At 70.5% G+C, this 13275-nt stretch carries 12 protein-coding genes; 8 read left to right on the forward strand and 4 right to left on the reverse strand.

From position 1 onward, the window contains the following. Complete coding sequence (locus ACQP1V_RS12225) at positions 1-312, reverse strand: DUF4235 domain-containing protein (RefSeq protein ID WP_067131145.1); 312 nt, start codon at positions 310-312, stop codon at positions 1-3. A gap of 69 nt (positions 313-381) precedes the next feature. Here ACQP1V_RS12225 and valS point away from each other — a divergent pair, with 69 nt between their 5' ends. From valS to ACQP1V_RS12255, 6 genes are all read left to right on the forward strand, one after another. Continuing rightward, a complete protein-coding gene (valS, locus tag ACQP1V_RS12230) occupies positions 382-2946 on the forward strand; it encodes a valine--tRNA ligase (protein WP_433422116.1) in 2565 nt (854 codons plus the stop codon). Between the two features lie 106 nt (positions 2947-3052). Beyond that, complete coding sequence (locus ACQP1V_RS12235; protein WP_433422119.1) at positions 3053-4282, forward strand: AI-2E family transporter; 1230 nt, start codon at positions 3053-3055, stop codon at positions 4280-4282. A gap of 11 nt (positions 4283-4293) precedes the next feature. Beyond that, complete coding sequence (gene dut / locus ACQP1V_RS12240) at positions 4294-4731, forward strand: dUTP diphosphatase (protein ID WP_067131589.1); 438 nt, start codon at positions 4294-4296, stop codon at positions 4729-4731. Between the two features lie 28 nt (positions 4732-4759). After that, complete coding sequence (locus ACQP1V_RS12245) at positions 4760-5437, forward strand: DUF3710 domain-containing protein (RefSeq protein WP_433422122.1); 678 nt, start codon at positions 4760-4762, stop codon at positions 5435-5437. A 165-nt stretch (positions 5438-5602) separates the two neighbouring features. Further along, positions 5603-5995, forward strand: coding sequence for an OB-fold nucleic acid binding domain-containing protein (locus tag ACQP1V_RS12250; protein ID WP_067131149.1), 393 nt, complete (start codon positions 5603-5605; stop codon positions 5993-5995). Positions 5996-6091: 96 nt separating this feature from the next. Continuing rightward, entirely contained in the window at positions 6092-6754 is a 663-nt protein-coding gene (locus ACQP1V_RS12255) for a DUF3159 domain-containing protein (RefSeq protein WP_387414912.1), read from the forward strand. Between the two features lie 74 nt (positions 6755-6828). On the opposite strand, the gene ACQP1V_RS12260 is transcribed toward ACQP1V_RS12255, so the two are convergent. Then, complete coding sequence (locus tag ACQP1V_RS12260) at positions 6829-7488, reverse strand: potassium channel family protein (RefSeq protein WP_066939368.1); 660 nt, start codon at positions 7486-7488, stop codon at positions 6829-6831. Beyond that, positions 7488-8156 carry a potassium channel family protein gene (locus tag ACQP1V_RS12265; RefSeq protein ID WP_433422125.1) on the reverse strand — a complete coding sequence of 223 codons (669 nt, stop codon included), beginning with the start codon at positions 8154-8156 and terminating at the stop codon, positions 7488-7490. Before ACQP1V_RS12265 ends, ACQP1V_RS12260 begins: the two co-directional genes overlap by 1 nt. A gap of 106 nt (positions 8157-8262) precedes the next feature. Here ACQP1V_RS12265 and ACQP1V_RS12270 point away from each other — a divergent pair, with 106 nt between their 5' ends. Both ACQP1V_RS12270 and ACQP1V_RS12275 read left to right on the forward strand, forming a co-directional pair. Continuing rightward, positions 8263-10299 (forward strand): APC family permease, encoded by a 2037-nt coding sequence (locus ACQP1V_RS12270; protein ID WP_433422128.1) that lies wholly within the window; start codon positions 8263-8265, stop codon positions 10297-10299. A 29-nt stretch (positions 10300-10328) separates the two neighbouring features. After that, positions 10329-11564 carry a class I SAM-dependent RNA methyltransferase gene (locus tag ACQP1V_RS12275; protein ID WP_433422131.1) on the forward strand — a complete coding sequence of 412 codons (1236 nt, stop codon included), beginning with the start codon at positions 10329-10331 and terminating at the stop codon, positions 11562-11564. Between the two features lie 110 nt (positions 11565-11674). On the opposite strand, the gene ACQP1V_RS12280 is transcribed toward ACQP1V_RS12275, so the two are convergent. Continuing rightward, positions 11675-13216, reverse strand: coding sequence for a carboxylesterase/lipase family protein (locus ACQP1V_RS12280; protein WP_433422134.1), 1542 nt, complete (start codon positions 13214-13216; stop codon positions 11675-11677). Positions 13217-13275 lie beyond the last annotated feature (59 nt).

Genomic DNA, 13275 nt, shown 5'->3' on the forward strand with positions numbered 1-13275 from the left:
TCAGAGCTTGGTCTCGGTCTCAGACTTCCACGAGTGCCACTTCTTGGCCGCGGCGCGCATCGCGACGATGCGGGCCACCTCCATGCCCAACCCCATCACCACGGCGTAGGCGATGGCCTCACCCAGGCTGATGTCCAATGAGTCCGCGCTGGCCGGAGGCTTCTTCCCGGTCGTCTTCTGCCAGGCGAACGTGAGCACCTTGCGCGAGGCGAAGCCCACGCCGAGGCCCACCAGGCCGCCAACGATCTTCCATGTCATATCGGGCTTTTCCGCCGCGCCTGATTCGTGGCCGGCGTGCGTGATTTCCGCCATGATTCCTCCTCGGTAACGACCCTAGTCTCTCGGTACGGCGCGCCCGCTGACGCCATACCATTAGTCGGCATGACCGAACAGCCACTGCGCACCGCCGCCATGCCCGAGAAACCCACTCTGGATGGACTCGAGGCGGTATGGGTAGCGCGCTGGGAGGCGGACGCCACCTACCGCTTCGACCGGTCCCGCACCCGCGACGAGATCTACTCGATCGACACGCCACCGCCCACGGTCTCCGGCTCGCTCCACGTCGGGCATGTCTTCTCCTACACCCACACCGACACGGTCGCCCGATACCAGCGGATGAGTGGGCGCGAGGTCTTCTACCCCATGGGCTGGGACGACAACGGCCTCCCCACTGAGCGTCGCGTGCAGAACCACTTCGGCGTCCGCTGCGACCCCTCGCTGCCGTACGACCCGGACTTCCAGCCGCCGGCGAGCGGGGGCAAGGGCGCCAAGGGGCAGGTCCCGGTGTCCAGGAAGAACTTCATCGAGCTGTGCGAGCGGCTCACCGCCGAGGACGAGAAGGCGTTCGAGGAGCTGTGGCGCCGTCTCGGCCTGTCCGTGGACTGGTCCCTGACGTACGCCACGATCGGTGAGCGGGCGCGGGTGGCCTCCCAGCGGGCGTTCCTGCGCAACCTTGCCCGCGGCGAGGCCTACCTGTCCGAGGCGCCCACGCTGTGGGACGTGACGTTCCGCACCGCCGTGGCCCAGGCCGAGCTGGAAGACCGGGAATGGCCCGGCGCCTTCCACCGCATCGGGTTCGAGTTGTCGCCCGAGCAGCGCGAGCAGGGCTTCGGCGACCGGGTGTGGATCGAGACGACCCGCCCCGAGCTGATCCCCGCCTGCGTCGCCCTGGTCGCGCACCCCGACGACGAGCGCTACCGTCCGCTGTTCGGCAGCACCGTGCGCACGCCGATCTTCGGCGTCGAGGTGCCGGTCCTCGGCCATCATCTCGCCGAGCCGGACAAGGGCTCGGGCATCGCCATGATCTGCACGTTCGGCGACGTCACCGACGTCACCTGGTGGCGCGAGCTCGACCTGCCCACCCGTCCCATCATCGGCTGGGACGGCCGCCTGCTGGCCGACCCGCCGGACGGCGTGCCCGCCGAGCCGTACAAGGAGCTGGCCGGCAAGACCGTGCACAGCGCCCGCGAGCGGATCGTGGAGATGCTGACCGAGTCGGGCCACCTGGACGGCGACCCGCGCAAGATCGAGCGCCCGGTGAAGTTCTACGAGAAGGGCGACCGGCCGCTGGAGATCGTCACCACCCGCCAGTGGTACATCCGCAACGGCGGACGTGACGTCGAGCTGCGCCTCGCCCTGCTCGACCGCGGCACGGAGCTGCGCTGGCACCCGCCGCACATGCGGGTCAGATACGACAACTGGGTCGAGGGGCTGGCCGGCGACTGGCTCATCTCCCGGCAGCGCTTCTTCGGCGTGCCGATCCCCGTCTGGTACCCGCTGGACCGCGACGGGCAGCCCGTCTACGACGCGCCGATCCCGGCCGGCGAGGCGTCCCTGCCCGTGGACCCGTCCATCGACGTGCCCCCGGGCTTCACCGAGGACATGCGCGGCAAGCCGCTCGGCTTCGTCGGAGACCCCGACGTGATGGACACCTGGGCGACCTCGTCGCTGTCGCCGCAGATCGCGGCCGGCTGGGAGCGCGACGACGATCTGTTCCGCCGGGTCTACCCCATGGACCTGCGCCCGCAGGCCCACGAGATCATCCGGACCTGGCTGTTCTCCACGGTCGTCAGGGCGCACCTGGAGCACGGCGGCCTCCCCTGGAAGCACGCGGCGATCTCCGGCTGGATCCTCGACCCCGACCGCAAGAAGATGTCCAAGTCCAAGGGCAACGTGGTCACGCCCCTCGCCCTGCTGGAGCAGTACGGCTCGGACGCGGTGCGCTACTGGGCGGCGAACGGCCGGCCCGGCACGGACACCGCGTTCGACACCGGGCAGATCAAGATCGGCCGCCGGCTGGCCATCAAGATCCTGAACGCCTCCCGTTTCGTGCTCGGCTTCGGCGAGGTCCCGTCGGGCGAGGAGCGGGTCACCGAAGCGCTCGACCTGTCCATGCTGGCCGCGTTGCGCGCGGTCGTGGCGGAGGCCACCGAGGCGTTCGAGGAGTACGACTACACCCGGGCGCTCGAACGCACGGAGCGCTTCTTCTGGGAGCTGTGCGACGACTACCTGGAGCTGGTCAAGGCCCGCGCCTACGACGGGAACGCCTCGGCCGTCACGGCGCTGCGGCTCGCGCTCGGCGTGCTGCTGCGGCTCTTCGCGCCGTTCCTGCCGTTCGTGACGGAGGAGGTCTGGTCGTGGTGGCGGGGCGGTTCCGTGCACCGCGCCGCCTGGCCGACGCCGTCCGAGATCGACGCCGTGGTCGCGGACGGGGGCGACCCGGCCGTGCTCGGCGCCGTGGCCGAGGTGCTGCGCCGGGTGCGCAAGGCCAAGTCCGAGGCCAAGCTGTCCATGCGGGCGGAGGTCTCTCGGCTCGCCGTGTCCGGCCCGGACGCCCGGCTCGTCCGGCCCGCGCAGGATGACCTGTGCGCGGCGGGCAACGTCGAGGAGTTCGTCCTCGACGCGGCCGGAGACGAGCAGGTGGTGTCCGTCACACTCGCGGGGTGACATGGCGCGATGTTCGTCGTCGGATGAATATTCGGCTGCGCGCATCGGGGGGTGACGTGTCAGGCTGGACGTTGTGATCCCGGAAAAGCAACGTCGCACCCTTCACGTGCCCCCCACGCTGCTCACACTGGCCGTGTGGGGTGCCTGCCTGATCGTGCTCGGCGTGGTGATCTACTTCTTCTGGCAGATCATCGGCCGCGTCGGCATCATCGCGTTGCCGGTCGCGGTGGCCTTCCTGCTGACGGCGCTGCTCTATCCGGTCACCGGACGGCTGCGCCACGTGATGCGGCCGATATACGCCACCTGGCTCACGATGCTGCTCTTCTTCGCGGTCATCGTCGGCATCGGTTTCCTGATCGGCGTCCGGGCCAACGAGGAGGCGCCGCGGCTCATCGACCAGATCGCCAAGACCTCGCACGAGGTGCAGGACTGGCTGATCCACGGGCCCTTCCAGCTGAAGGAGTCCCAGATCACCGGCGTCGTCGACGAGCTGACGAAACAGCTCACCGAGCGGCGCGGCCAGATCACCGGCACGGTCATCACCGGGGCCACCGCCGTGATCGAGGTGCTCGCCGGCATCGTGCTGATGTTCTTCGTGACGTTCTTCTTCCTCAAGGACGGCGACCGCATCTGGAACTGGTTCCTGCGCGCGTTCGGCGGCGCGGCGCCCCGGGTGGACCGCGCCGGCCGCTCCGCCTGGCGGACGCTCTCCCACTACGTCCAGGGCACCGTCGCGATCTCCGCGATCCACGGCATCGTCATCGGCGCCACCCTGGCCGTGCTGGGCGTGCCGCTGTGGGCGCCGATCGCGGTGCTGGTCTTCATATCGAGCTTCATCCCGATCGTCGGCATCCTCTTCGCGGGCCTCGTCGGCACGCTCGTGACGTTCGGCTCGCAGGGCTGGCTGGCCGCCGTGATCTTCGTCGGCATCCTCATCGTCGAGCAGCAGCTGGAGAACCACGTCCTGCAGCCGCTCATCGTCGGCCGCGCGGTGGAGTTCCACCCCTTGGCGATCATCCTGGTGCTGGGCGTCGGCGGCGTGATTTCCGGGATCGCCGGGGCGGCGGTGGCGGTCCCGGTGTCCGCGGTCATCTACCGCGTGCTGCAGGAGCTGCTGCGCCGCGAGCCGCCCGCGCCCGCGCCCGCGGCGGCGGCGCCCCCGGAGTCACCGCCGCTGCACCCGGAGGGAAACGAGCCGGAGGAGCGCTCCACGCAGGCGCCGCAGCAGCCTCCGAAGTCACCGCCGCACCACCCGGAGGAAAGCGACTCCGGGGAACGCTCCACGCAGGAGCCGCCGGCCACCGGAGAGGCGGTATCTCCCCAGCGCAACGGGTAGTGTTCTGGCTCATGAATGTTGAGGTGCTGATCCACCGTCTCGACACGGGGCTCCCGCTTCCCGGCTACGCGCACCCCGGCGACGCCGGGGCCGACCTGTACGCCGTCACGGATGTCGAGTTGCTGCCGGGGGAGCGGGCCGTGGTCGGCACCGGGGTGGCCATCGCCCTCCCGGACGGGTACGCCGCTTTCGTGCATCCCCGCTCGGGGCTCGCGTCCAAGTACGGCGTCACGCTGGTGAACGCGCCGGGCACGGTCGACGCGGGGTATCGCGGCGAGATCAAGGTCACCCTCCTCAACACCGACACCAAGGAAGCCGCCCGGCTCAAGCGCGGCGACCGCGTCGCCCAGCTGGTCATCCAGCGGGTGGAGAGGGCATCCTTCCACGAGGTGGAACGGCTGCCCGGTTCCGTACGCGGGGCGAACGGGTTCGGCTCCACCGGTCGTTGATCAAAGGCGAGCACAGGTCCTAAGGAGTGTGAACGACGTGTTCGGACGCCGCCGGCGCGCGGAGGAGGAGACGGCACGGTCCGTCCCCGAGAGGGAGCTCGCCGCTCCCGCGCGCGAATCAGGTCCATGGGACGCCGACGAGGGCCATCCCGAGAGCGAGCGGGTCGACCTGGGAGGTCTGCTCCTGCCCGTCGGCCCCGGGTTCGAGGTCCAGCTCACCGTCTCGGGCGACAGCATCGTCGGTGCCGTCGTCCTCGTCGAGGAGAGCGCCCTGCAGGTGCAGGCGTTCGCCGCGCCGAAGCGCAGTGGCATCTGGGACGAGGTCCGGGCGGAGCTGGCCCGCGAGGTGGCCGCCCTGGGCGGCAGCACCGAGGAGCGCGAGGGGCCCTTCGGCACGGAGCTGGCCGCGCGGGTCCCGGCGGAGGGCCAGGAGCCGCAGCCGGTGCGTTACATCGGCGTGGACGGGCCGCGCTGGCTGCTGCGGGCGGCGTTGAGCGGCCGGGCCGCGCTCGACGCGGACGCGGCGGCGACCCTCGAAGGGGTCGTCCGCGACATCGTCGTCGTCCGCGGCGACGAGCCGATGGCGCCGCGCGAGCCCATCGAGCTGCGACTGCCCTCGGAGGCCAGGCACGCCATGGAGCAGGAGCCCTCGCCCGAGGAGTTCCGGCCGTTCGAGCGGGGTCCGGAGATCTCCGAGATCCGGTGAAACCCGGACCGCGCTTCGCCGCCTCCCATCGCCTACGCTTGGGATTGCATGGACACGGAGCGAGCTCGGTGAGCGCGCGGAGTTCCGGGAGGGCGCCCCACGAGGTGGGAGCGTCCCCGGCGGCGAAGCGGCCCGCGGGGCCCGCGAGGAGACGGTGAACGATCGATGAGCACGGCGGAGCCGGTGAAGAAGGGCCGACTGCGCGGGTTCTTCCAGCGGCTGACCAGTACCCAGGCCGAGTTGGAGGCCGAAGAACTCCGCGAGGACCTCGGGCGGCACGGCGCGACACCCATCGCCTCCTGCGCGGAGCGGCAGCGCTCCTGCGTCGCAGGTACGCTACGGACCGTCACGCTTCGGCCTCGGGGCGGGGCACCCGCCCTGGAGGCGGAGCTGTACGACGGATCCGACGTGATCGATCTGGTCTGGCTCGGCCGCCGCAAGATCGTCGGCATTGAGCCGGGCCGCGTGGTCCGCGCCGAGGGCCTGATCAGCGTTCAGGACGGCCGTAAGGTCATGTTCAACCCACGGTACGAGCTGCGCCCCGCCGGAGGGCAGTGATCAGCTGGGAGCGCGCGTGAGCGCGCTCGCCCGGCGGGCCGACGCGAGTGACGCGCCGCGCGGCCGGATGTGCCGGTCGCGACGCGAGGAGGATTCATGAGTGCAGCGGACGTCACGGCGACGCACGCCGCCCACGACACTGTCGAGGCCGCCCTTCGGGCCCAGCTCGGCAGGGCGCTCGGCGGCGCGAGAGGGATCGTCGAGGCGGCGGTGCCAACGATCGCCTTCACCGTGATGTGGGTGAGCACCAACCAGCTCAAGCCCTCGCTGATCGTCAGCGTCGCCGCCGCGGTGGTCCTGCTGCTGGTGCGGCTCCTGCAGCGCAGCACGCCGCAGTTCGTGATCAACAGCCTCGTCGGCATCGCCGTCGGCGCGTTCTTCGCCACCCGCAGCGGCGACGCGAAGGACTACTTCCTGCCCGGCATCCTCTACAACGCCGCGTACGCCGGGGCCATGCTGGTGTCGATCGTGACCCGATGGCCGGTGGTGGGCTTCCTCATCGGCTCGGTGACGGGGGACCCGACGGCGTGGCGCAAGGACCCCGGCATGGTGCGGCTCTGCTCCAAGCTCACCTGGCTGCTGATGCTGCCCTGCCTGGTCCGCGTGCTGGTGCAGCTCCCGCTGTACATGTTCGACCAGGTGGTCACGCTCGGCGTCACCAAGATCGCACTGGGCTGGCCACTCCAGGTCGCCGGGCTGGCCGCCATGGTCTGGGTGCTCGCCCGGGGCCGTACGCCGCTCCAGAGCACGGCCGGCTGAGACCCGCCGGTTGAGAGCGGGGCCTGGGGCGGCCCGTCACGAGCGCGCCCCAGGGGCCGCGGCGGCGCCGGGGCTCAGCGCCCCGACAGCAGCTCGGCCAACTCGTGCTCGACGTCCTGATTGGCCACGAAGAGCAACTCGTCGCCCGCCTCCAGCGGGTCGTCCGCGGAGGGGACCAGGACGCGGCCCTCGCGCAGGATCGCGACCAGCGCCGCGTCCACCGGCCACGGCACCGAGCCGGCCCGCTGGCCCACCACGGGCGCGTCCTCGGCCAGGGTGAGCTCGACCAGGTTCGCCTGGCCCTGACGGAAGGTCATCAGCCGGACGAGGTCGCCCACGCTGACCGCCTCCTCGACCAGCGCCGACAGCAGGCGCGGCGTCGAGACCGCCACGTCGACGCCCCAGGACTCGTTGAACAACCACTCGTTCTTGGGGTGGTTGATCCGGGCGACGACCCGCGGCACGCCGTACTCGGTCTTGGCGAGCAGGGAGACGACCAGGTTGACCTTGTCGTCGCCGGAGGCCGCGATCACGACCTGGCAGCCGTTCAGCCCCGCCTCGTCGAGCGAGGAGATCTCGCAGGCGTCGGCGAGAAGCCACTCCGCCCGCGGCACGCTGTCGATCTTGATGGCCCGTGGGTCGACGTCCATGAGAAGGACCTCATGGCCGTTCTCCAGGAGTTCGGCGGCGATGGAGCGCCCGACGGCGCCCGCGCCCGCGATGGTGACGCGCATCAGTGCTCACTCTCGGACGGTGCGGCGGTCAGCACCTTGTTGATCCGGTCCATGTCGTTCTCCGCGGCGATGACGTGCAGGATGTCGCCGTCCTGGATGACGGTGTCGTCCTTGGGCACCAGGGACTCCCCCATGCGGTTGATGAAGGCGACCCGGCCGCCCGTGGCCTCCTCGACCCTGCGGGTTCGGGTCCCGATCCAGCCGGTGTTGAACGCCATCTCGGCCAGGATCACCGTCCCGGTGGGGTCGCGCCAGAGGGGCTCGGTGCCCTCCGGGAGGACCCGGCGCAGGATCTGGTCGGCGGTCCAGCGGACCGTCGCCACGGTCGGGATGCCGAGGCGCTGGTAGACCTCGGCCCGCCGGGGGTCGTAGATGCGGGCGACCACGTTGTCCACGCCGAAGGTCTCGCGGGCCACTCGCGCGGAGATGATGTTGGAGTTGTCGCCGCTGCTCACCGCGACGAAGGCGGACGCCGTCGCCAGTCCCGCCTCCTCCAGGACGTCACGGTCGAATCCGACCCCGGTGACCCTGCGGCCGCGGAAGCCCGCACGCAGCCTACGGAAGGCCTGCGGGTCACGGTCGATGATCGCGACCGAGTGGCCGCTGTCCTCCAGGATGTGGGCAAGAGTCGATCCGACCCGACCGCATCCCATGATCACGATATGCATGCTCTCCCGCCGTTGGGTAGAGGCGGTCTCCTTCGAGCACAGTATGTCTCCCACAGCGGACGCCGGGTGCGCGGGGAGCCGAGGTGAAGGACTAGCATCGACAGTCGTGTCAAAGGTGACGGACCTCGTCAAGCGGCTCCTGGTGGGGCGTGCGCTTCGCAGCACGCAACTCCATGACCAGTTGCTTCCCAAACGCGTTGCACTTCCGGTTTTCGCCAGTGACGCGCTGTCCTCTGTCGCGTACGCGCCGCAGGAGATTCTCGTCATCCTCTCGCTGGGCGGGGCGGCGTTCTACAGCTTCAGCCCGTGGGTGGCCGCGGGCGTCGTGCTGGTCATGCTGACCGTGGTGGCCTCCTACCGGCAGAACGTCCACGCCTATCCGAGCGGCGGCGGCGACTATGAGGTGGCGACCACCAACCTCGGGCCGAGCGCCGGTCTCACGGTGGCCAGCGCCCTCCTCGTGGACTACGTCCTGACGGTCGCGGTCTCCGTGGCCAACGGCGCCGACTACGTGGGCGCCACCGTGCCCTTCGTCGCCGAGAACCGGCCGTTGGTGGCGATCGCGATCGTCGTCCTGCTGACCATCATGAATCTGCGCGGCCTTCGCGAGTCGGGCGTGGCGTTCGCCGTCCCGACGTACGCGTTCATGTTCGCGGTGATCGGCATGGTGTTCTGGGGGCTGTTCCGGCTGATCGTGCTCGGGGACGAGCTGCGCGCTCCCACCGCCGACTACACGATCGTGGCGGAACAGGCCGACATCGCCGGGTTCGCGATGGCGTTCCTGGTGCTGCGCGCGTTCTCGTCCGGCTGCGCCGCCCTGACCGGCGTCGAGGCGATCAGCAACGGCGTGCCCGCGTTCCGCAAGCCCAAGAGCAAGAACGCGGCGACCACGCTGCTCATGATGGGCGTCATCGCGGTCGTCATGTTCAGCGGCATCATCTACCTCGGCCTCAAGTCCGGGGTGAAGCTGACCGAGCCGGCGAACGTCGCCAGGGACATCCTGATCAACGGCCGTCCGGCCGGGCCGGGCTACTACCAGCAGCCGATCATCGCGCAGGTCGCGTCCGCCGTGTTCGGCGACGGCTCGATCCTGTTCATCGGGATCGCCGCGGTGACCGCGCTCATCCTGTTCCTGGCTGCGAACACCGCGTTCAACGGCTTCCCCGTGCTCGCCTCGATCCTCGCCCAGGACCGGTACCTGCCGCGCCAGCTCCACACCCGCGGCGACCGGCTGGCCTTCAGCAACGGCATCATCCTGCTCGCCGCCGGGGCCTGCCTGCTCATCTGGGCGTTCCAGGCCGACGTCAGCAAGCTGCTCAACCTGTACATCGTCGGCGTCTTCGTGTCGTTCACGCTCAGCCAGATCGGCATGGTCCGGCACTGGACCCGGCATCTGAAGACCGAGACCGATGCCAGGGCGCGCTTCCGCATGCACCGCTCCCGGATCATCAACGGGTTCGGCGGCGTCATGACCGGCATCGTGCTGGCCGTCGTCCTGCTCACGAAGTTCACCCACGGCGCGTGGATCGTCTGCATCGCCATGCCGGTGCTGTTCCTGATGATGAAGGGCATCCGCCACCACTACGACCGGGTGGCCGAGGAGCTGGCCGCGCCCGAGGGCGAGATCGACGAGACGTTGCTGCCCGCGCGCAACCACTCCATCGTGCTCGTGTCCAAGATCCACAAGCCGACGCTGCGCGCTCTCGCGTACGCCCGGGCCACCCGGCCGTCCACACTGGAGGCGGTCACGGTCGGCGTGGACGCCGCCGAGGCGGCCAAGCTCCAGGAGGAGTGGGACCAGCGCGGCATCCCGGTGCCGTTGAAGATCCTCGACTCGCCCTACCGGGAAATCACCGGGCCGGTGCTCGACTACGTCAAGTCGCTGCGCCGCAAGTCGCCCCGCGACGTCGTGACCGTGTACATCCCGGAGTACGTCGTGGGCCGCTGGTGGGAGCACCTGCTGCACAACCAGAGCGCGCTGCGGCTGAAGGGGCGGCTGCTCTTCAAGCCCGGAGTGATGGTCACCAGCGTGCCGTGGCAGCTCGCCTCCTCCGACCGGCTCAAGGGGCGTCCCGAGGCGTTCGCGCCCGGCGCGGTACGACGTTCGCACGGCGATGTGAAGAAGGGCGATAACAAGGCATGAGCCGAGATGTGATCGGCGGGGGGAGCACGATGGCGATCGAACTGACGGTGGGTCAGGTCGCGAACGGCGGCTGGTGCGTGGCCCGCCATGAGGGCCGGGTCGTGTTCGTACGGCACGCGTTGCCCGGCGAGCGCGTGATCGCGGAGGTCACCGAGGAAACGGCGCGGTTCCTGCGCGCGGACGCGGTCGAGATCCTGGAGGCGTCGCCGGATCGGGTGACCCCGCCCTGCCCGTTCAGCGGTCCGGGGCGTTGTGGCGGCTGCGACTGGCAGCACGCGTCGCCCGAGGCCCAGCGCCGGCTCAAGGCGGCCGTCGTCGAAGAGCAGCTCGCCCGGCTCGCGGGCGTCGAGCGCCAGGTCACGGTCGAGGAGGTGCCCGGATCGGCGGGCGGGCTCGGCTGGCGGACGCGCGTCCAGTTCGCCGTCGACCGGGACGGTTCCATCGGCCTGCGCCGCCACCGCTCCCATGACGTCGAACGCGTGGACCGCTGCGCGATCGCCCATCCGGCGGTCGAGGAGGTCGGCGTGGAGGCACTCACCTGGCGCGGGGCGGCGGGCGTCGAGGTGGTGGCCGCCTCCGGCGGCGACCACGCCGTGATCGTCACCCCGAAGCCCGGCAGGAGGGTGTCCCTGCCCGACGTCGACGCCGCGGTCCTGATCGACGAGGGCAAGCGGGGGACGCGCGCGCTGCACGGCCGGGCCTCGATGACCGAGCGCGTCGGCGACCGGGACTTCCGGGTCACCGCGAGCGGATTCTGGCAGGTGCACCCCGGTGCGGCCGCGACGCTCCTCGACGCCGTGCTCGACTTCGCCCGTCCGAAGGCGGGGGAGTGGGCGCTCGACCTGTACTGCGGCGTCGGCCTGTTCGCGGCGGGGCTCGCCGAGGCGGTGGGGCCGGAGGGCGCGGTGCTGGGCGTCGAGTCGGACCCGCAGGCCGTGCAGGACGCCCGGTGGAACCTGCGGGACCTGCCGCAGGCCGTCACCGAGCGGGGCAAGGTCGAGGAGGCGCTCGACCGGCTGGAGATCGAGCGGGCCGACCTCGTCGTCGTGGACCCGCCGCGCGCGGGGCTCGGACGGTCCGTGGTGGACCGGGTGGCCACGCTGGACGCCCCCCGGATCGTCTACGTCTCCTGCGACCCGGCCACCATGTCCCGGGACATCGCGTGGTTCGCCCCGTACGGCTACCGCCTGGCGGACCTGAGGGCGTTCGACCAGTACCCGATGACCCATCACGTGGAGTGCGTCGCGCTCCTGGTCAAAGAGTAAACAGGCAGACCGGGCACTCCGGCGAGGGTGGCTTCAGCTCAAGACGGCGTCGCTGCCGGCCCCGGGCGCGCACCGCGCGCATCGGGGTCGGCAGCGTGCTGTCGTACTGGTCAGCTCGGGTTGAGCTCGTCCTTCCAGAGCTCACGCTCGTCCCGGCGCGGGTCGGAGACGATGGCCTCGCCCGGCTTGTTGTCGCGATAGAAGGTCATCACCGGGCGTTCGGTGGTGTTGTAGGGAGTCCATCCGGCGAGATCACCGGTCTTGATGAACTCGACCCAGCGTCCGTGCAGAGCATCCGCGAGATCTTGGGGCGGGTTCGGTCCGGTGAACTCCTGGCTGTCGGGGTTGTCGAGTGTGTCCCAGGCGAAGGGCAGCGGCAGGCTGTGGCAGGCGCCGAGCTTGACCCGCAGGGCGTTGGGTGTGGTGGGTGAGCGCCAGCCGAACTCGAACACATGGGTGGTAGCCGCATCGGCGCGGGCCTCGGCGACGCGGTAGGTGGGGATGCGGAACATGCGGTCGGTCAGTGCCGCGCAGGCGATGCCGGAGGGCGCGTTGCGGGCGTAGGGCTCGCTGTTGGTCTCGGCGTAGCGGTCGTAGAACCCGGCCGGGACACCGTAGACCTCGGTCCTGGTCCGGAACGGCTTCGCGCCGGGCCAGGCCACCATGAACGTGGGGACGACGAAGAGCCGGAACTCCTCGACGGTGGTGCCGATCAGCAGCGGCACATCAGCGCCCCGTCCCTCGGCGATGGCGTCGATCGGCAGTCGCGGCACCACATTGCCGTCGATCACCGGCATGAGCGACATCCCGCACGAGGCGATGGTGCTCGCTCCGTACTGCTGCGGATCGGCAGTGGTGGTGACGTCGTCGGCCACCTTGTCCTGCGCCGAGACCAGGTCGGCGATGTCCACCGAGGCGAGGGCCTGGGCGGTCGGTTCGACACCCAGGCGTGCGGCGATGGCGGCGGTGACCAGGGCGGCGTCCTCGCGGGTCTGGCCGATGTGCGCGCTACCGCTTTCAACGATGGCCTGGTGGAACAGGCCCTGGTCGAGGGAGAGCAGGGTCAGCACGCTCATCGCGCCCGCGGACTCTCCGGCCACGGTGACGTTGTTCGGGTCCCCGCCGAAGTTGGCGATGTTGTCCCGCACCCATTCCAAGGCGAAGATCTGGTCGAGCAGGCCACGGTTGGCCGGGACGGGCGCGTCGTCGATGTAGGCGAAGCCGTCCACGCCGAGGCGGTAGTTGATGGTGACGCAGACCACGCCGTCGCGGGCGAAGGTGGCGCCGTCGTAGGCGGTCACCGCGGAGGAGCCGGTGGTGAACGCGCCACCGTGGATCCACACCAGCACCGGTGCGTCACCGTGGACGCCTGGACTCCACACGTTCAGGTTGAGGTAGCCGTCCCCCGGGACGACCGGGTTGTGGAACAGCTCGCCGAGCTTCCCCCTGAGGACCGGCTGCGGCGGGGTCGGGCCGAACTCGTGCGCGTCCCGCACCGTCCTCCATGGCTCGGGTGACACGGGTCGGCCGAACCTGTTCGGCCCGACGGGGGCGGCTGCGTAGGGGATGCCGCGGAAGGTAGAGATCCCGTCCTCGATCAGCCCCGACACCGGACCATAGGCGGTCTGGACGTCAACCGTGGTATGCGACATGGCACTCCTGGCGGCCGTGAAGGGGCGGCGAACGCTCGCGCGGGCGGCCATCCCCCTTC

Origin of the sequence: Microtetraspora malaysiensis, assembly GCF_050947145.1 — a bacterium.
GTDB lineage: Bacteria > Actinomycetota > Actinomycetes > Streptosporangiales > Streptosporangiaceae > Microtetraspora_A > Microtetraspora_A malaysiensis.

Coding starts and splice junctions, on each gene's coding strand:
- ACQP1V_RS12250 (WP_067131149.1), top strand. CDS start 5,603: ATGAGCACGGCGGAGCCGGTGAAGAAGGGCCGACTGCGCGGGTTCTTC.
- ACQP1V_RS12280 (WP_433422134.1), bottom strand. CDS start 13,216: ATGTCGCATACCACGGTTGACGTCCAGACCGCCTATGGTCCGGTGTCG.
- ACQP1V_RS12260 (WP_066939368.1), bottom strand. CDS start 7,488: ATGCGCGTCACCATCGCGGGCGCGGGCGCCGTCGGGCGCTCCATCGCC.
- ACQP1V_RS12265 (WP_433422125.1), bottom strand. CDS start 8,156: ATGCATATCGTGATCATGGGATGCGGTCGGGTCGGATCGACTCTTGCC.
- valS (WP_433422116.1), top strand. CDS start 382: ATGACCGAACAGCCACTGCGCACCGCCGCCATGCCCGAGAAACCCACT.
- ACQP1V_RS12275 (WP_433422131.1), top strand. CDS start 10,329: ATGGCGATCGAACTGACGGTGGGTCAGGTCGCGAACGGCGGCTGGTGC.
- ACQP1V_RS12225 (WP_067131145.1), bottom strand. CDS start 312: ATGGCGGAAATCACGCACGCCGGCCACGAATCAGGCGCGGCGGAAAAG.
- ACQP1V_RS12255 (WP_387414912.1), top strand. CDS start 6,092: ATGAGTGCAGCGGACGTCACGGCGACGCACGCCGCCCACGACACTGTC.
- dut (WP_067131589.1), top strand. CDS start 4,294: ATGAATGTTGAGGTGCTGATCCACCGTCTCGACACGGGGCTCCCGCTT.